Raw genomic sequence first — 19,037 nt, 5'->3', positions numbered from 1 at the left:
CCTCAATTCGGCTCAAAGCCTCCTACCCGGTTCGCGCCCGCTTGGCAAAGCCCCGCTTTGCCCTTAGATCGGGGTTTATGGCAAAGAACAAATTCCACGATGGCCCCGGCCCGTCCCAACGACAACTGCGCGTCGGCGAACTGATCCGCCGCACCCTGTCCGAGGTTCTGGCGCGCGGAGATGTCCACGACCCCGACCTGAACCGCATGTCAATCACGGTGGGTGAGGTCCGCACCTCGCCCGATCTCAAGATCGCCACTGCTTATGTGCTGCCCCTGGGCGGCAAAGGGCAGGAGGATGTGATCGAACTGCTGGCCCGCAACAAGCATGAGCTGCGGCGCATGGTCGGCAAGAAGGTCGGTCTGAAATTCTCGCCCGATCTGCGGTTCCGGCTGGACGATACGTTTGATCGCTTGGACGATACCCGCCGCATGTTCGAGCAGGACGCGGTGCGCCGCGATCTGGACGAGTGATCCGAACGGTTGTCATTCTGGGTGCGGCCCTTTGGGGTGCGCAGGCCTCGGCGGTCACCTGTGAAAAGCTGACCCATGAGGACAAGCGGTACACCATTTGCGAGGTGGACGCCGCATCCGAAGATCTACGCCTTTTCCTGAATGACGAAAACGGTGACCTTCTGGGCCATTTCTCGTCGGTGAACGAGGCACTAGAACCCGGCGGCAAGCGGCTGGCCTTTGCGATGAATGCGGGCATGTATCATGACGACCGTTCGCCTGTAGGCCACTACGTCGAGGACGGCGAAGAACAAATGCGTGTGATCCCGAACGCAGGTCCGGGAAACTTCGGCCTGTTGCCTAACGGCGTGTTCTGTATCCGCGAGGGTCGCGCCGATGTGTTCGAGACCTTGGACTATGTGGATCAGGCGCCCGCCTGCCGTTTCGCCACACAATCCGGCCCGATGCTGGTGATCGGTGGCGAACTGCACCCACGCTTTCTGCCGGATTCGACCTCGCTCTATGTGCGCAACGGGGTGGGCACCAGCGATGACGGGACGCGCGCGGTATTTGTGATATCCGAGGATTATGTCACCTTCCACGAATTCGGCAGCCTGTTCCGCGACGTGTTGGAAACACCGAATGCGCTGTTCTTGGATGGCAATATCTCACGCATGTATGAACGGGCCAGCAACCGGTCGGATGTAGGTTTCTCGCTGGGGCCGATTGTCGGCGTGGTCGAGGACGTTCCCGCAAATTGACAGGGACGAAGTGATCCGCTACCTCGCGCGCCTTAGCAAAGGGCAAGGTGCAAGATGGGACGCAAGCGCAAAGGTCGCGACATTTCCGGTTGGTTGGTGGTGGACAAGCCTGCCGGCATGACCTCGACCGCTGTGGTCAACAAGGTGCGTTGGGCGATGGACGCCAAGAAGGCGGGCCATGCGGGCACCCTGGACCCCGAGGCAACCGGCGTTCTGGCCGTGGCGCTGGGTGAGGCGACCAAAACCGTTCCTTACATTACAGACGCGCTGAAGGCCTACACCTTCACTGTGCGTCTTGGGCAGGCCACCAACACCGACGATGCCGAAGGTGAAGTGATCGCACAAAGTGATGCCCGCCCGACGGACGACGATATCAAGCAGGCACTGGCCCCGTTTCTGGGTGACATCATGCAGGTGCCACCCAAGTTTTCAGCCGTGAAAGTCGACGGCCAGCGCGCCTATAAGCTGGCCCGCGATGGTGAAGATGTAGAACTGTCCGCCCGCCCGCTGTGGGTTGAGGAACTGGTTCTGGTTGACCGCCCCGACACCAATCACGTGACGCTGGAAATGACTTGCGGCAAAGGTGGCTATGTCCGCTCGATCGCCCGCGATCTGGGCGAAGCGCTGGGATGCCACGCTCATGTGAAAGAACTGCGCCGCATCTGGTCCGGCCCGTTCGAGGCCGAAAACGGGCTGACGATCGAACAGATCGACGAGATGGCCAAGACCACGGCGCTGGATGAATATCTGCACCCGCTGGAAACCGGTCTGTCTGACCTGCCCGAGTTGAAATGCACCGCAGAGGGCGCAACCCGCCTGCGCAACGGCAATCCGGGCATGGTGCTGGCCTCGGACGTTGAGTACGGCGATGAAGCCTGGGCCTCTCTGGAAGGCAAAGCTGTGGCCGTGGGTATCTACAAATCAGGTGAACTGCATCCAAGCCGGGTGTTCGTCGATTGAATCACATGCTAGGCGAAGGGCATGATCACCCGTACCCATACCAAGGGCGACGCGCCCTCGACCGCTGTTTACTCCGACTGCGAGAAGTACCGTTATAGCCTGACTCGCATCTGGGATCCGACGGGGCGCAAGGCGTTGTTCGTGATGCTGAACCCCTCGACCGCGACCGAGGTTCAGAACGATCCGACGGTCGAGCGTTGTGAACGTCGCGCGCGCGCGCTTGGGTTTGGCGCCTTTCAGGTTACCAACATCTTTGCCTGGCGCGACACTGACCCGCGCAAAATGCGTGCTGCTGCTGATCCCGTCGGGCCAGAAAATGACGCGACCATCCTGTCAGGTGTGGACTGGGCCGATCAGATCATCGCCGCATGGGGAACCCACGGTGCCCACCAAGAGCGTGGCCCCGCGGTGGAACATCTGCTGCGCGGCACCGGGCAACCACTGTATCAACTGGGGCTGACCAAGGACGGCCACCCCAGACATCCGCTCTATATCGCCTACACGCAGCAACCCGAACCCTGGTGATAAAAGGTTAACCACATCTTCAACCAGGCTTTGACCAAACTGTTGATAGCATGAGATGTTTTACACTCAGCGCAGATGCGTTTGCGGAGGGTACTCATGTTTCTGATCGGGTTGTTCGGGATGGCTGCCTTGGGCGGCGCCGCATATGCGATAAGCGATGTCCTTGTTCCTGAAACCCAGAGTGAGGACGAAGAAGACCCGATTGAAGACCCCGTTGAGGACGACGTGCCCACGGGCAATCTCCTCGATATAGATGAGAGTGTCGAAGACCCCATTTCGCCAGACGACACCGGATCAGGGGAGATTGTGTCCGAACATGACGGCCATCAGGTCATCGCGGGCGATGAGGGCGCGGACGAACTGGCCGGGCAGGATGGCAACGATCAGATCAACGGGTATGGCGGCAATGACATCATCGACGGCGGTGCTGGAAACGATGTGCTGCACGGCGGCGAGGGTGAGGATACGCTGATAGGCAACTTTGGGGATGATGTGCTCCATGGTGAATATGGCGATGACAACCTGGATGGAATGTCAGGTAGTGACGAGTTGTATGGCCATTTCGGAGCAGATGATCTGGATGGCGGCGCGGGTGAAGACCGCCTTTTCGGAGGTCAGGGGAATGACACCCTGAACGGCAATGACGGGGACGATGCCCTGCACGGCGGGGATGGCGACGATCATCTTGCAGGCGGCTCTGGCCAGGATGTGCTGTTTGGCGGAGATGGGGATGACATCCTGACCGGAGACGACGGGCCTGACGAGGCAACCCCTGATTTTCTGAACGGGGGCGACGGGGACGATATCATTCTGGCCGAAAACGGCGATGTAGTGACGGGGGGTGAGGGTGAGGACGAGATCGTCGTAGACCCCGAACCCGAGCATGAAGCCACCACAATCATGGATTTCCAGATCGGTCACGACAAGCTGCTGATCACTTGGGACAACCTCGAAGATCCGGAGTTGGCCATAGAACCAGACAGCGAAAACATGGATTTGACGCATGTCAGGATCAATGGCGAAGACGTCGCGCGACTATACGGTGCAGAAGGTTTGACAGCCGAGGATATTCAGTTCGTGACCGAGGCCCAGCTGGCACAATATGCTTTCACCGGTTGAGCCCACAGAATCCCTTTGCCATTCGTGCCAAATGCGCTTATACGCGCCCATCCGCATCGGAATCGGTGCGGTTTTCTCCATGGGCCTGTGCTGGACGACATCCCGGCCTGCGCCATCAACTCTAACCTTTTAAAGGAGACCCCGATGTCGATTACTGCCGCTGAAAAAGCAAGCGTTATGAAAGAATTCGCAACCAAGGACGGCGACACCGGTTCGCCTGAAGTCCAGGTTGCCATCCTGACCTCGCGCATCACCACCCTGACCGAGCACTTCAAGACCCATAAGAAAGACAACCACGGTCGTCGAGGTCTGCTGAAGATGGTCGCCCAGCGTCGTAAACTGCTGGACTACCTGAAGGGCAAAGAAGAAGCGCGTTACCAGGACCTGATCAAAAAGCTGGGCATCCGCCGCTAAACGCGTTTTGTGCGTGTTGCACGGGTTCTGAAAGCCTTTTTGAACACATAGTACATCTTGTACGCCCGCCAATTGGCGGGCGTATTTGTTTGTACTGGTCGAACTTATTCGGTTTGGACCTCACCCTGTTCCAAGACTTAGGGTTATGACCTAGCTACGGCACACCTGAGTTTTTCGGCGACCTCGAAGTACTACAGTCGCCCCCAAAGCAGTCAGCAGCAATGGCAAACCTGCCGGAATTGGAACGGGAGAAACTTGAGTAAAATTCAAACTCAATGAACCATTATTGTTTTCAAACGAGAACGGAGAATCCGAAGCAAAGTTCGCAAATGAAAAGAAGCTGGATTCGATAGAGTTTGCGCTGAATAGCTCAAAACTATCCGTCTCCGATGGAAGGAAGCCGTCAATAAAGCTGATCTGGACATCAAAAACATCGGTCGCAAACAGCGTGCCGCCCACCAAAATCGAGTCGAATAGCGATGGGGCCGTTCCCCCGATCTCAAACAGCAATGATCCGCTACGCAGTTCCAGATCACCGGTAAATTCAAGTATCCCCGGCGAAAACCCTGCTGAAATAGACCCGCCCGACAAAACGGTTTGAACCGCATCGATCGTGCCGGTTCCGGTAATACTGCCTCCTGTACCGACAACAACTTCGGGGGCTCTGAGCACACCGTCGGTCATTACAACTTCGCCGGTCTGGTTATTTGTTCCGGAGAATGCTGAACCAACCTGAACACCTACATCGGAATCGAAAAGCCCATGCACATTCAACGTGCCAGAACCAGTCTCTGTGGTCGAACTGTCGGAACCGATCTGTACCCGGCCAGATGTCCCTCTGACGGTAAACTCTCCGGTACTCTCAACGGTTACGGAACCCGTGCTCCCAGGACTCCGACCAATATCCAATTCGACGGAACCCGTTGACTCAAAAGTTGTCGTGGAATTGGTGCCAACTGTGATCGTTCCCGAAGATCCAGACCCTTGTCCGATTTCGACTTCTAGACCATCGGCTACCACCTCAAAGTTGGAACCGGATGAAAGTGAAATGTTTCCATCACCGCCATCTGTGCCCAGTCCAACATAGGTACTTCCGTTGGGTGTAACCAAGCTGATGTCAGAATTCACCATGCCGATGTCACCGGTCCCGTTGCTTTGATCCCCGACAATAATGAAGCTCTCTCTCGTAGTTGTGAGGTTGGTCATGTCGATCGTCGAATTGGTCATGTCGATCACACCATTCCCAGCAATCGGCGTGTTTCCATGAACGCCAACCATTAGTCCAATCCGGCTGTGCCCGGTGGCGTTAATTGTACCATTATCCATTATGAGCGTGCCATCGGCCTGATCTTCACCAAACTGCAAAAAGACATTTTCGTTGTCGTCACCTGAAATCGGACCATCATCCGTCATGTTGATCGTGGCCCCATCAAGAACTTCCAAGGTTCCGGAGTTGCCGACAAAAGTACCAACCTCAAGCTTGGAACCAGAGTTTGTCCCGTCCAGGTTCACCGTGGTCCCCAGACCAGTTACGGTGACGGTGCCAACCCCGCCATCACCGACGTCGATCTTGGGGCGCGCTTCAAACTCTACGGATGATGTTCCGCTTTCCAGCGTAACAATATCTCCTCCATTGATGGTAACTGAGCCATTCCCGCTGCGACCCGCATCTATTTGACCACCTTCCAATCCATTCGCAGGATATACAATGCCGTCGCCGACGGTTATCGTCGCGGCCTGCGTTTTTAATGCGATGAGAATTGCAGCGCATGAAGCGCTTGTAAGCAGCTTAACCATAACTTTCCCCCAGAAAGAACTCAGAAAAAAACATGCAGAATAACACTGAAAACTATCAGTATTCGGCCAATTTGTAAAGAATTGTGGATTTTAAGCGGATTAAGCGCGCGATTAATCCGGAACTTGGTATCAGAGTTCCGGGTCAAAAAAATCTCATGCTATTGGCCACGAAACTGGATGATCAATCTTGAGTATTCGGTCTTGCACAAGGCCGCGCAATGATCGGCGCACTGCCGTCATCACCCCTGTAACAACTTGCACTTCACCAGCAGATTGTTTTGCCCGGTGACAAAATCTTCGCTTCATGTGAACCACTTCACTGACCGCAGGTGCGGATTGCACCATCCTGAGTGTGTTAGTGAGTGGACGCTTCTTTTGTTTCGAGCGTCAGGTTTTTCATAGCCCTCCCTTTTACTGGGCGCGCCTGTACCGGGCGCGCCCTTTTTCGTTGGTGACGCAAGACCCTTTCCCGGCCTGGATTGCGGTCATGCCAACGCTTCTGATCGGGCGGTCATTTTAACGCTGTCCAGCCTGCGCCAACGGGATTGAAATTGTGACGTAGCGTCGCGAACAATCGGCTTTGGCTCAGGAAGTTGACGTAAGCGTAAGCTATGCTTTCGTTTTTTTCAGCGCGGTCTGAAAAATGATACGAAACCCGGATTTCTTCCCCCTTTCTCGGGGTCAACTATTTCTTACATGCGCCGTGTCGCTGCGGGTTACCACTCACGGAGTATGGTCTTTGAGCCTTTCCCTCAAGTGGCTTGGGCCTGACCCGCGGCGACAACGATTTGACGACCAATTTATGCTGGAGTTGAATGATGCCTTTGAGAACAGTCCTGAATCGTGTGCTTGCGAGCAAGATGTTTCACGATGCCAACATTACCAGAACATCCATGATGCCGTCTGATCCAGATCTGGCGAAAAAGTCGATTTCGAAAGTTGAAACCGCAGCCGTCCTCCGAGGTATTCTTGAAGACGAGCGGATGGAACACCCGACCCAGCGCCCGCGCGAGGACTCGCTGCAGTAACGCCTTTCCGCTGGATCATCAGCGTTCTGGCGAGAGCATAAAGATCATACCGTAAACAAGAAAACGCCCGCCTTTTCAGCGGGCGTTTCGTGTTTGTCAGCAAACCATGCTTACATCTTAGAGCGTTCCGATTTCAGTGCCAGCCAGAGGCAATAGCACATGATCAGAACCACCAGCGTAAACGGGATACCGGTCGAAACGGCGGCGCCTTGCAACGCGGCAAGGCCGCCTCCGAGCAGAAGCGCGATGGCAACCAGACCTTCAAGTGTGCACCAGAATACGCGCTGCACCACTGGCGCGTCCATCTTGCCGCCGGCTGTGATCGTATCGATCACCAGCGAGCCCGAGTCTGACGAAGTGACAAAGAACACCACGATCAGGATCAGCGCGATGGGTGCGACGATGCCATTGAGCGGGAGTTCTTTCAGGAAGCCGAACAGCGCACCTTCGGGGGCATAGCTGTCAATTACCGTCGCGCGAACGCCTTCGGCGCCACCTGCGTTCAGCATGTCGATGGCTGCACCACCGAAAGTCGACATCCACAGCGCGCAAACCGCCGTAGGGGCCAGAAGGGCGCAGATGATGAATTCCCGCACCGTTCGGCCTTTGGAGATCCGGGCAATGAACATTCCCACGAAAGGCGACCACGCAATCCACCAGGCCCAGTAGAATGTTGTCCAGCCGTGGAAATAGCTGGTGTCTTCGCGCCCGAACGGGTTTGACAGTGCTGGTAAGTGCAGCACGTAATCCGTCATCACGCTGAAATAGCGCGCAATAGCGGTGCCGATGCCAGTCATTGCGATGACAAACACGAACAGGCCGACAGCCATGATCATATTGATCTCGCTCAATCGTTTGACACCCGCGTCCATCCCCATCAGGACCGAGCCCAGCGCGATCAGGGTAATACCGATGATCAACAGCACAGTGACGGTGGGGCTGGGTTCAATGCCAAAGACCTCGTACAGGCCTGCCGCAACCTGCTGCGCCCCCAGTCCCAGAGATGTGGTCAAACCAAAGAGCGTGGCAAACACTGCCAGCGTATCAATCATGTGGCCCCACCAGCCCCAGACGCGCTCGCCCAGAATTGGGTAAAACGCCGAGCGCAAGGTCAGTGGCAACCCGAGGTTATAGCTGAAAATCGCAAGGCTCAGACCCACGGCAGCATAGACCGCCCAACCTTCAAGCCCCCAGTGGTGGATCGTGCCAACGATGCCGGCGTATTCATTGCCCGGCACCGCGATGTCGATGCCCAGCGGCACTGCGTTGCCGTCTTCAGCAAAGTTGTAATAAACCGGTTCCATCACGCCGAAGAACAGCAGCCCAATGCCGATGCCTGCGGCGAACATCATCGCAATCCAACCGGCGTACGAATAGTCGGGCTTGGCGTCTTTGCCACCGATCCGCACCTTGCCCACCGGCAGGATGATCAGCACCAGACAGAACAGGGTTATCGCATCGACTGATAGAACCAGAAACCAGTCAAACGTGCTGGTCAGCCATGGCCGGAGCCACCCAAAGAAGGTTGCTGCGGCCTCTTGATTGGCAAGCGCGATCAGGACGAACGCGAATATCAATACACTTGAGATCAGAAAGACCGGATTGTGGATGTCCAGACCGAAAGGTCGGACGTTATCCTGCCCAAGCTCATATTCGGTCTCAAAGTCATAAATCCGGGGATCCGGATCCAACATTTTCTTTGTTTGTGCCATGCGTCTGCCCTTCTGTTCGCGACATGCAAACGCCAAGGTATTCGACCGGCGGACGGAGATGGTATTGGTATTCCCTTGGCGAAGTTCCGTCTTATCGACCGCAGGTATGGTGGTTCTAGCCTATACGGATACTAAACTTTCACCAAATGCATTCAATAACTCGAATATTAATACAAAAAACGCCCGCACATTGACGGACGTTTTCTGATCAACTGAAGGGGCGGCCGGGCGCTATTGCGACATGCCGCCTTCGCTGCTGACCTGCTCTTGAACATGGGTTTCGTTGCCTACTGTCGCACCGCGAGGCGGGAAATCGGCAAAACTTGACAGATGTGCCTGCACCAGTCGGGCGGCGGGGCCGAAGGCCCACATCTTGTTGCCCATCCAACGGGTGTACATACCCGATTCCTCGGCTGCTTTTTCATAGGGGTCACGGCGCAGGTTGAACAACAATGGCGCGTTCAGTTCCTCCTTGGGGCCGGCCCAGCCTTTTTCCTGAATGGTGAAATGCGCTTTCCAGTCTTGATAGCGGATCGCCTGCAGGTCGGTGCCTTCGTAGTAAACGATTTCCTTGCGGTTGCTTGGGGTCTCACCGGCCAGATACGAGAGCTGATTGTACCCGTCCAGATGCACCTGATAACCATCATATCCCTTCAACAGATCGGCGGGCAAATCCTGCGATCCACCGGCAGCAGCAACCAGCGTGGGCATCCAGTCCATACCGTCAAAGATGCCGTTCAGAACCTGACCTTCGGCGATCGTGCCCGGCCAGCGGATGATGGCGGGCACGCGGAAACCGCCCTCCCATGTTGTGCCTTTTTCGCCGTGGAACGGCGTGGTGCCACCATCAGGCCATGTCATCGTTTCCGGGCCGTTGTCCGAGGTGAAGAGAACGATGGTGTTGTCGACGATGCCCAATTCCTCGAGATGCGCGGTGACTTTGCCCACATTGTCATCAAGCTCTTTCATGACCACATCCTGCAGGCCGCGCCCATCGCCCAGCATCGCCTCGTATTCCGCGCTGAGATGGGTCCAGACATGCGCACGCGCCGGGGCCATCCAAACAAAGAACGGTGTGTCGCTGTCGACGGCACGATTGATGAAGTCGATGGTGTGGGCTGTCACCTCATCATCCAGCGTTTTCTGACGTTCCGGCGGGGCCGGGCCGTCATCGATGATGCGTTGTTTGCCGACCAGACCCCAGCGCGGATCAACGGTTTCATCAACCGTGTCCGTGGCGAAAGCGTGGATGATGTTGCGCGGGCCAAACTGGGCCGCAAATTCTGGATCATCCGGCCAATCCGGGTCAGACGCATATTCCATCGCGTTGAGGTGATAGAGCCAGCCCCAGTATTCATCAAAGCCCTTGGCGGTGGGCAGGAACTTGTTCAGATCTCCCAGATGATTCTTGCCGAACTGCCCGGTGGTATAACCCATGGATTTGAGGATATTTGCCAGCGTCGGGTCCTCGTCGCTCAGCCCTACCGGGTCGCCAGGAAGGCCGACGGTATGCATCCCTGTCCGAACCGGAAACTGGCCAGTGATAAAGGCGGACCGTCCTGCGGTGCAGCTGGGCTGCGCGTAATAGTCCGTCAGCCGTGCGCCTTGTGCAGCAAGTTGATCCAGATTTGGCGTCTGGATGCTTTTGACCCCCTGATGATAGCTGCCAAGACTTGCCCAGCCAACATCATCCGCCATGATCACCAGAATATTGGGCTTTTCCGTTTCAGCGGCCGCGATTGAAGCCACCGCACATAATGCTACGGTTATGCCAGTTGTTATAGATTTGATCTGAAACACCTTTTGAGTCTCCCGATTGTGGTCCCCCGGTCCTAGACGCTGGCTTGTCGGGATCGCAACTTGGGCTTTCCATCTTGCAAGTTCTGAAATTAAAACTCGAAAACCTGAAATCAAAGGCGTGCCCATGTTATCTGAAAAACCCCTGTCTGCCTTTCTGCATTTGGCCGAAACTTCCAGCTTTCAGCAGGCTGCAAAGCGGACGGGAGTCTCGAACGCGTCATTGTCACGCTATATTTCTTTGGCTGAGGAGCAGGTCGGCTTTGTCCTCTTTGACCGCCGGCGTGGCAACAGTACTTTGACCCGCAAAGGGCGGGCCTATCTGCCGGTAGCCAAAAAACTGTACTCAGACCTGATCGCCTGCGCCGACCAGACGAACCGAATCCGGCTGGAAACTGATCAGGTTGTTCATGTCGGCTGCGGGCCGCTGACACCCCGGACGCTGATCCAACCCGCCCTGAGTGCGGCGCAAATGGCTTATCCGGGCCTGCGCGCCCGTATAGACGTCAGCGCCCGCCAAACGCCGATAGAGATGCTCGAAAATGGCGAGATTGACATTTACGTCGGTGACCTGACGCACACGCCTGAAACCGAGAATATCGAACTGATGATGTTCGAAAAACGTGCTGTTATGTTTGCCGCCCATATCTCGCACCCGCTGCATAAAATGGACAATCCCAGCCTGAAGGATTTGTTTTCCCATCCTTTCGCCTCACCGCATTTGCACAAGCACTGGCGCGCGGTGATTGCTCAGGCCCTGGGGGGAACGCCGGAGGCCGCGGAAAAGGTAGCCACGATGCCGACGATTGAGAGCGATGATTATGCATTTCTCACAACTTTGCTGACAGAGGATGGCTTCGTCGTTGGCGGTATGCCCGAAACCTTTGCCGAAGCGGTTGCAACGGGCGAAGTGGCGCTGATCGAACCGCACCCCCGAATTCAGTGGAACATCTGCGCCGCCCGGCGTGCAGGAGATACCCACTCGGCAGCGCAGGTCTTCTGGCAAAAGCTGCAGTCTTTGACGGATTGAACCGGGATCACTTTCTCTTTCCTTCCAGCGCAATCTCATGTATGCGCGCGGTATCTGAGACGTTGTGCCCTGATCCCGGCACTCAGACGAAAATAAAAATGGGATCGGCGGCAATGGGGCCGCCATGCAAACGGGAGACCCGGAGGGCCGGGAGTGCTCCCTTCTAGGATACGCATATGTTTGATGTAACAAAGAAATCAATTCAGTGGGGCGAAGAAACGCTGACACTGGAAACCGGCAAGGTTGCCCGTCAGGCCGACGGCAGCGTGATTGCCACGCTGGGCGAAACCAGCGTCATGGCAAACGTGACCTTTGCGCGGGCGCAAAAACCCGGTCAGGACTTTTTCCCGCTGACCGTACACTATCAAGAGAAATACTATGCCGCCGGTAAAGTTCCAGGCGGTTTCTTCAAGCGCGAGGCGCGCCCGACCGAGAAAGAGACGCTGACTGCGCGTCTGATCGACCGTCCGATCCGCCCGCTGTTCGTCGATGGCTTCAAGAACGAAGTTCTGGTGATGTGCACCGTGCTGAGCCACGATCTGGTCAACGACCCCGACATAGTTGCGATGATCGCGGCGTCCGCTGCGCTTACCCTGTCTGGCGCACCGTTCATGGGCCCGATCGCCGGTTGCCGCGTTGGTTTTGAGGATGGCGATTACGTCCTGAACCCAACCGTTGATGACATGCAGGACCTGCGCCTGAACCCCGAACAGCGTCTGGATCTGGTTGTTGCCGGCACCAAAGATGCCGTGATGATGGTTGAATCAGAAGCGTATGAGCTGTCCGAAGCCGAAATGCTGGGTGCGGTCAAATTCGCGCACGAGCAGATTCAGCCGGTTATCGACCTGATCATCGCACTGGCCGAAGACGCCGCGAAAGAGCCGTTTGACTTCCAGGCGCCTGATTATTCAGAGCTGTCCGCAGCTGTCAAAGCTGCCGGTGAAGAGCAAATGCGCGCCGCCTTCGCGATCACCGACAAGCAAGAGCGCACTGCCGCTGTTGCCGCTGCCCGCACCGCGATCAAAGAATCGCTGAGCGAAGAGCAGTTGGAAGACAGCAACCTTGGTTCAGCCCTCAAAAAGCTTGAAGCTGGCATTCTGCGTGGTGACGTTGTCAAAACGGGCAAGCGGATCGACGGTCGTGCGACCGACGAGATCCGCAGTATCGTTTCGGAAACCGGAATGCTGCCACGGACCCATGGGTCTGCCCTGTTCACCCGTGGTGAAACGCAGGCGCTGGCTGTGACCACGCTGGGCACCGGTGACGATGAACAGTTCATCGACGCGCTGCATGGCAACTTCAAATCGAACTTCCTGCTGCATTACAACTTCCCTCCGTATTCGGTTGGTGAAGTTGGCCGGGTCATGGGCCCTGGCCGTCGCGAGATCGGCCATGGTAAGTTGGCATGGCGCGCCTTGCAGGCGGTTCTGCCTGCGGCGACCGACTTCCCCTACACGATCCGCATCGTGTCGGAGATCACTGAATCCAACGGCTCCAGCTCGATGGCGTCTGTCTGCGGCGGTTCGTTGTCGATGATGGATGCGGGTGTTCCGTTGAAATCAGCCGTTGCCGGTGTGGCCATGGGCCTGATCCTGGAAGATGACGGCGAATATGCCATCCTGTCGGACATTCTGGGTGACGAAGACCACCTGGGCGACATGGACTTCAAAGTGGCGGGAACCGAAAACGGCATCACCTCTTTGCAGATGGACATCAAGGTCGCGGGCATCACGCCTGAGATCATGGAAAAGGCCCTGTCACAAGCCAAAGACGGCCGGATGCACATCTTGGGTGAGATGAGCAAAGCCCTGTCCGAGACCAACGATTTCTCGATCCATGCGCCGCGCATCGAGACCATGAACATCCCGACCGACAAGATCCGTGAAGTGATCGGCTCGGGCGGTAAGGTCATCCGCGAGATCGTCGAAGTTTCGGGTGCCAAGGTCGACATCAACGACGATGGCGTCATCAAGATCGCCTCGCCCGACGGTGAATCGATCAAGAAGGCCTATGAGATGATCCACTCGATCGTTGCTGAGCCGGAAGAAGGTCAGGTTTACACCGGTAAAGTGGTCAAGATCGTCGACTTCGGTGCCTTCGTGAACTTCTTTGGCAAGCGCGACGGTCTGGTCCACGTGTCCCAGATCGAAAACCGCCGCCTGAACCACCCGTCAGATGTTCTGAAGGAAGGTCAGGAAGTGAAGGTCAAGCTGCTGGGCTTTGACGATCGCGGCAAGGTTCGCCTGTCGATGAAAGTGGTCGATCAGGAAACCGGCGAAGAGGTCGTTCCCGAGAAGAAAGAAAAGAAAGAGGAAAGCGCAGAATAATCTGCCAACTCTCTGTCACAACGCAAGAAACCCCGGCTTTGGCCGGGGTTTTTTTGTTTGCCCCTCGCCCGACGGTGACCAAACACTCTCAACTGTTTATTTCCACACGCATAAAGTGTATCAACAGAAATTATATCCCTTATAGTTTTAGGAAGTGTTGTAGAATATGCCTTTCTTTACTGTCTACGAGGTAAGCGCCGACCCTCTATTCAACCCCAATGTCACCGTGACAGAGGCCTTTCTGGTTGAAATCACAGATGACGATAATCTGCTTGAAGACCCGGATTCCGATGGTAGCGAGCAGTTTGATACCAGCTCGATTCCCGGGCTTGGCAATTCAGAAAACTTCCAGATTTTTGAGGGCTACAGTGCGACTGTCGGGGGGGCTCCGGTCACGTATACGCTGCTGCAGTTTTCCGGCACGCAGTATATCGTTGTCACTTCGGGAACCGTCTCGGTTAACGATATACTTTCTGGCAATACCCAAACACAGAGTACAGCACCTCCTGCCCAGTATAACACGCTTCCGTCCTTTGTCTGTTTCACCGCAGGTTCGATGATCCTGACCCCAGCCGGGGAAAAGCCGATTGAGACCGTGAAACCGGGGGATCATATTATTGTTGGGGATGGCAGCAGCCGCCCTGTCCGCTGGGTGGGCCGTCGACACCTAAGCAGGCGGGACCAACAGCATACACCAAAATTCTGCCCGATCCGCTTCAAGGCAGGAAGTCTTGGGAACCAGCTGCCCGCGCGTGACATGATGGTATCGCCCCAGCATCGTATGGTCGTTTCCTCGCCTTCGTTGGAGCTGCACTATTTCAACCGGACGATGCTGGCCCCCGCCAAAGCCTTGGTAAATGGCGATACAATTACGCAGATGCCCCCTGAAAAGAATGTGGAATATATTCACATCCTGTTTGACCGGCATGAACTGGTAAACGTTGACGGTGTATGGTCCGAGTCCTTCTTTCCGGGTGACTGCACGCTGGATGCGATGTCCGCGGCCACAAAAGAAGAGCTTTTCACCCTGTTCCCAGAGCTACGATTTGACAAGGGTGCATATGCTGAAACCGCGCTTCCAGTGCTGAAGCCTCATGAGGTGCGTATGCTGCGCCCGGATCTTTCCGCACCCACCGAGGCCATATCCGCTTTCGTACATTAATCCCGCGACCCCTGCGTGGAATTGCGGTTTGCACGCCAGAAGTGACAGAGGGCGGGTGCCCTCCGTCTGTCTTTTAGCTAATCACGACGGCGCTTTGGTCTTGCGCAGGTATGGGAAGATCGTTTCGAATTCGCCGAACTTCTCTTTCGCTTCGTCGTTCGAGACCGCTGGCGGGATGATTACATCTTCTCCCGGCACCCAGTTGGCGGGGGTGGCAACACCCTTGGCGCTCATCTGCAGGCCGTCCAGCGCGCGCAGGATCTCGGCAAAGTTGCGGCCTACGGTCATCGGATAGGTCATTGACAGTTTCAGCTGCTTGTCGGGACCGATGATAAAGACCGAGCGCACGGTGGCGCTGTCCGCAGGTGTGCGGCCATCGGGCATGTAAGCCTCGGCAGGAAGCATGTCGAAGGCTTTGGACACGGCCAAGCCATCATCGGCGATGATCGGGAAACCGGGGTTGGCGTTGCCGTAAGCCTCGATATCCTTTTTCCACTTCTTGTGGTCTTCGACACCATCGACAGACACGCCCATCACTTTGGTGTTGCGCGCCGCCCATTCATCGTTCAGTTGCGCGACCGCCGAAAATTCGGTGGTGCAGACCGGGGTGAAATCCTTGGGGTGTGAAAACAGAATGGCCCAGCTGTCGCCGATCCAATCATGAAATTGAACGGTGCCCTGATCCGTTTCTGCCGTGAAATTCGGGACGGTGTCATTGATACGCAAACCCATTGGGAAACTCCTTTTCCTGCGAAAATCTCTGAGTCGGTTGCTGCCAACCTAATCACTTTGTGCAGAGGTTAAACCATTCATGTTGCTCTGTCAGAAGATTTGGCAGATAGATAATTTGATCAAATTTTGATTTTCCCTTGCCCCTAACCGGGGCGGGTGACAGAGTGCACATGAAAACCGACCGACCGGTCGATTGATTCCTGTTCCGGAGGATGAGCCATGATCGAAAAACGCGATTTCTATATCAACGGCAAATGGGTTGCCCCATCGGCACCGAATGATTTCGAGGTGATCGACCCCTCGACCGAAGAACCCTGCGCAGTGATCTCACTGGGGTCAGAAGCGGACGCAAACGCGGCGGTCGCCGCGGCCAAAGCTGCCTTTCCCGGCTGGATGGCAACGCCGGTTGAAGAACGTATCGCGATGGTAGAGAAGCTGGTCGATATCTATGCTGCACGTTCTGAAGATCTGGCGCAGGCAATGTCGGTGGAAATGGGTGCGCCGATTGACATGGCGCGCACTCAGCAATCCGGCGCGGGTATCTATCACCTCAAGAATTTCATCCGCGCCGCCAAAGCGTTCCAATTCGACCGCCCGCTGGGCGATCATGCCCCGAACGACCGGATCATCTACGAAGCCGTTGGTGTGGCCGCCCTGATCACACCTTGGAACTGGCCGATGAATCAGGTCACGCTGAAGGTTGGGGCAGCAGCGATTGCAGGCTGCACCATGGTGTTGAAGCCCTCGGAGCAGAGCCCGCTGAACGCAATGATCTTTGCTGAGATGATGGATGAGGCGGGCTTTCCGGCCGGCGTCTTCAATCTGGTCAACGGCGATGGTGTGGGCGTCGGCTCGCGGCTTTCCGGGCACCCGGATGTGGATATGGTCAGCTTTACCGGTTCGACCCGTGCCGGAACCGCGATTTCCAAGAACGCCGCAGATACCTTGAAGAAGGTGCATCTGGAATTGGGCGGCAAAGGGGCAAATGTGGTCTTTGCTGATGCGGATGAGAAAGCCGTCAAGCGCGGCGTCCTGCATATGATGAACAACACCGGCCAAAGTTGCAACGCGCCCAGCCGAATGCTGGTGCAGCGCCCGATCTATGACCAGGCGGTTGAGACCGCCGCCGAAGTGGCAAACAAAGTCACTGTGGGCAGCGCATCCGAGGAAGGCCGCCATATCGGGCCCGTGGTGAATGAGGTGCAGTGGAGCAAGATCCAAGACCTGATCCAAAAAGGTATCGACGAAGGGGCGCGTCTGGTTGCAGGCGGCACGGGTCGTCCTGAGGGCCTGAACAAAGGCTACTATGTCCGCCCCACCGTCTTTGCCGATGCCAACAACCAAATGACCGTCGCGCGTGAGGAAATCTTTGGCCCTGTCCTGACTATGATCCCCTTCGATACCGAAGAAGAGGCCATCGAGATCGCCAATGACACGCCCTACGGGCTGACCAACTATGTTCAGACACAGGACGGCGACCGCGCCAATCGGATGGCTCGGGCGCTGCGGTCCGGTATGGTCGAGATGAACGGCCAATCGCGCGGTGCGGGGTCCCCGTTTGGCGGGATGAAGCAATCCGGCAACGGGCGCGAAGGCGGCGTCTGGGGGCTTGAGGATTTCCTTGAGGTCAAGGCCGTCGGTGGTTGGGCCGCCAAGTAGCCAACGACCAATTCACGAATAGCGGGCGAGGCGTGAAATTTGCCTCGCCCGCTTTCTCAGGCGGGCCGCACCACAAGCTGCGGCTCACCATCTGACGTTTGCCTTGTGGATCTGCCATCCCAGCCAATCTCTCCGGTTACGCGCTGTCGGAAGGCGGAAAAGCTGTCGAACCGAACCACATCGACGGGCTTATCGAAATGCAATGTGACTCTGCGATGAGACCCATCGCCCAGCATAGTCATACTACGAATTTCCGCGCTGAATGGCTGGCCCAGATACTGACCCTCAACCCGATCCCCAACCCGCAGACGCATACGGTTTCCGGCCATTGCGTGCAGCGTATTCCAGTCCCGCGCGCCGTACTGATGGGCCAAAAGCTCCAAGGCTTCGCCATGAGTTATCTGCAGATCTGCAGATCCAAGTTTTTGTCGCAGGCGCTTCGCCTGCGCTTTCAGCTCCTCAATCGGAGCGATGTCTTGTGACAGAGTCATATTTGCCTCGTTTCCTTGAACGGGCGCAAAGTCAGGACGGGGTTCGCATTGCCATCCGCGCGCCTGGAAAGGGCAACAGATGTTTATCTTGCCGGGTTTCACCAAAGCCAAATGACCGCGAACAGCAGGGGACCCTAACCTGCGGCACCTTTTGGCACCGGCACAGCATTCTGTCAATCAGGCGTCCGCCTGCGCCGCCTCAAAGGCCAGCATCGCTCGCTTGACTGGCAGACCCCAGTGATAGCCGCCTAGTCCCCCGGATTTGCGCAGGGCGCGATGACAGGGGATCAGCCAGCTAACCGGGTTCCGTCCCACCGCTGTACCCACAGCCCGAACCGCCTGCGGCGAACCAACGCGCTGTGCAATCTCGGAATACGTGGTGACCTGCCCCGAAGGGATATGCATCAGCGCTTCCCACACTTTGATCTGTAGCGATGAACCGATCAGATAAAGTGGGGTTGGCGTCAACCGGTCGCTCGCCGCGCCAAACGCGCTGAGCACCCAGGGGCGCAGACGCATCGGATCTTCGACAAACGCTGCCTGCGGCCAACGCGACAGCATGTCTTCCATCGCTGCTTCTTCGCCGGTCTCGGAGCCGAACGCCATGCCACAAATGCCTTTGACGGTACCCATGACCAGCGCGGCACCAAACGGGCTTTCGAACCAGCCCCCGTAAATCGTCAACCCGGCGCCTTTGCGGGCGTATTCGCCGGGGCTCATGGATTCCCATTTCAGGAACAGATCGTGCAACCGCCCGCTGCCCGACAGGCCCACGTTGTGGGCCGTCTCAAGCGTCGTGAATCGTTCGCGCAGCAATGCCTTGGCGTGGCCCAGCGTCAGGTATTGCTGGTATCGTTTCGGGGACACCCCGGTCCAGCGTGAAAACAACCGTTGGAAATGCGCCGGGCTCATATCCATCTGACGAGCAAGGTCTTCGAGGCTCAGGCTCTCGCCGCCCTGATCAATCAGCTCAATCGCGCGCCGCATGACATTGTAGTGATATCCGCTTTCCGGGTTCTGGATGTTCATGGCTCTCACCTCATTCGCTTGACTAAATCATAGCGCGCAGGT

General features: G+C 56.6%; 17 protein-coding genes. 11 read left to right on the top strand and 6 right to left on the bottom strand.

What is annotated here, in order from left to right; genetic code table 11:
- The first annotated feature begins 77 nt into the window (after positions 1–77).
- From rbfA to rpsO, 6 genes are all read left to right on the top strand, one after another.
- Positions 78–473, top strand: coding sequence for a 30S ribosome-binding factor RbfA (gene rbfA, locus BLU89_RS13465; RefSeq protein WP_074737349.1), 396 nt, complete (start codon positions 78–80; stop codon positions 471–473).
- A complete protein-coding gene (locus BLU89_RS13460) occupies positions 470–1,213 on the top strand; it encodes a phosphodiester glycosidase family protein (RefSeq protein ID WP_074737348.1) in 744 nt (247 codons plus the stop codon). Before rbfA ends, BLU89_RS13460 begins: the two co-directional genes overlap by 4 nt.
- A gap of 54 nt (positions 1,214–1,267) precedes the next feature.
- Positions 1,268–2,173 carry a tRNA pseudouridine(55) synthase TruB gene (gene truB / locus BLU89_RS13455; protein WP_074737347.1) on the top strand — a complete coding sequence of 302 codons (906 nt, stop codon included), beginning with the start codon at positions 1,268–1,270 and terminating at the stop codon, positions 2,171–2,173.
- 21 nt (positions 2,174–2,194) lie between these two features.
- A complete protein-coding gene (locus BLU89_RS13450; RefSeq protein ID WP_074737346.1) occupies positions 2,195–2,698 on the top strand; it encodes a DUF1643 domain-containing protein in 504 nt (167 codons plus the stop codon).
- 96 nt (positions 2,699–2,794) lie between these two features.
- Positions 2,795–3,817 carry a calcium-binding protein gene (locus BLU89_RS13445; protein ID WP_074737345.1) on the top strand — a complete coding sequence of 341 codons (1,023 nt, stop codon included), beginning with the start codon at positions 2,795–2,797 and terminating at the stop codon, positions 3,815–3,817.
- Positions 3,818–3,961: 144 nt separating this feature from the next.
- On the top strand, positions 3,962–4,231 hold the full coding sequence (gene rpsO / locus BLU89_RS13440) for a 30S ribosomal protein S15 (protein WP_074737344.1): 270 nt from the start codon (positions 3,962–3,964) through the stop codon (positions 4,229–4,231).
- A gap of 150 nt (positions 4,232–4,381) precedes the next feature.
- Here the strand turns inward: rpsO and BLU89_RS13435 are convergent, their stop codons facing one another.
- A complete protein-coding gene (locus BLU89_RS13435) occupies positions 4,382–6,028 on the bottom strand; it encodes a VPLPA-CTERM sorting domain-containing protein (protein ID WP_074737343.1) in 1,647 nt (548 codons plus the stop codon).
- Between the two features lie 818 nt (positions 6,029–6,846).
- Between BLU89_RS13435 and BLU89_RS21330 the strand changes: the two genes are divergently transcribed.
- The gene (locus tag BLU89_RS21330; protein WP_143030579.1) at positions 6,847–7,056 is read left to right on the top strand and encodes a hypothetical protein; all 210 of its coding nucleotides are present in this window, start codon (positions 6,847–6,849) and stop codon (positions 7,054–7,056) included.
- Positions 7,057–7,166: 110 nt separating this feature from the next.
- Here the strand turns inward: BLU89_RS21330 and BLU89_RS13430 are convergent, their stop codons facing one another.
- On the bottom strand, positions 7,167–8,768 hold the full coding sequence (locus BLU89_RS13430; protein ID WP_074737342.1) for a BCCT family transporter: 1,602 nt from the start codon (positions 8,766–8,768) through the stop codon (positions 7,167–7,169).
- A 231-nt stretch (positions 8,769–8,999) separates the two neighbouring features.
- On the bottom strand, positions 9,000–10,568 hold the full coding sequence (locus BLU89_RS13425; protein ID WP_074737341.1) for an arylsulfatase: 1,569 nt from the start codon (positions 10,566–10,568) through the stop codon (positions 9,000–9,002).
- A gap of 124 nt (positions 10,569–10,692) precedes the next feature.
- Between BLU89_RS13425 and BLU89_RS13420 the strand changes: the two genes are divergently transcribed.
- The 3 genes from BLU89_RS13420 (at position 10,693) to BLU89_RS13410 (ending at position 15,084) form a co-directional block, all read left to right on the top strand.
- The gene (locus BLU89_RS13420; protein WP_074737340.1) at positions 10,693–11,595 is read left to right on the top strand and encodes a LysR family transcriptional regulator; all 903 of its coding nucleotides are present in this window, start codon (positions 10,693–10,695) and stop codon (positions 11,593–11,595) included.
- A gap of 176 nt (positions 11,596–11,771) precedes the next feature.
- Positions 11,772–13,922 (top strand): polyribonucleotide nucleotidyltransferase, encoded by a 2,151-nt coding sequence (pnp, locus tag BLU89_RS13415; RefSeq protein ID WP_074737339.1) that lies wholly within the window; start codon positions 11,772–11,774, stop codon positions 13,920–13,922.
- A gap of 166 nt (positions 13,923–14,088) precedes the next feature.
- The gene (locus tag BLU89_RS13410) at positions 14,089–15,084 is read left to right on the top strand and encodes a Hint domain-containing protein (RefSeq protein WP_074737338.1); all 996 of its coding nucleotides are present in this window, start codon (positions 14,089–14,091) and stop codon (positions 15,082–15,084) included.
- An 81-nt stretch (positions 15,085–15,165) separates the two neighbouring features.
- Here BLU89_RS13410 and BLU89_RS13405 read toward each other — a convergent pair whose 3' ends face one another.
- Positions 15,166–15,816 (bottom strand): peroxiredoxin, encoded by a 651-nt coding sequence (locus BLU89_RS13405; RefSeq protein ID WP_074737337.1) that lies wholly within the window; start codon positions 15,814–15,816, stop codon positions 15,166–15,168.
- Between the two features lie 219 nt (positions 15,817–16,035).
- On the opposite strand from BLU89_RS13405, the gene BLU89_RS13400 reads away from it, so the two are divergent.
- A complete protein-coding gene (locus tag BLU89_RS13400; RefSeq protein WP_074737336.1) occupies positions 16,036–17,475 on the top strand; it encodes an aldehyde dehydrogenase family protein in 1,440 nt (479 codons plus the stop codon).
- 56 nt (positions 17,476–17,531) lie between these two features.
- Here the strand turns inward: BLU89_RS13400 and BLU89_RS13395 are convergent, their stop codons facing one another.
- Together BLU89_RS13395 and BLU89_RS13390 are read right to left on the bottom strand one after the other, a co-directional pair.
- Positions 17,532–17,966, bottom strand: a complete 435-nt coding sequence (locus BLU89_RS13395) for a glyoxalase superfamily protein (protein WP_074737335.1) — start codon at positions 17,964–17,966, stop codon at positions 17,532–17,534.
- Between the two features lie 177 nt (positions 17,967–18,143).
- Positions 18,144–18,995, bottom strand: coding sequence for a methylated-DNA--[protein]-cysteine S-methyltransferase (locus BLU89_RS13390; protein WP_074737334.1), 852 nt, complete (start codon positions 18,993–18,995; stop codon positions 18,144–18,146).
- Between the last annotated feature and the right edge of the window lie 42 nt (positions 18,996–19,037).

Source organism: Ruegeria halocynthiae (assembly GCF_900106805.1).
GTDB lineage: Bacteria > Pseudomonadota > Alphaproteobacteria > Rhodobacterales > Rhodobacteraceae > Ruegeria > Ruegeria halocynthiae.
Note: the sequence above shows the minus strand (reverse complement) of the source record. Positions and strands in the feature narration are given on the sequence as shown.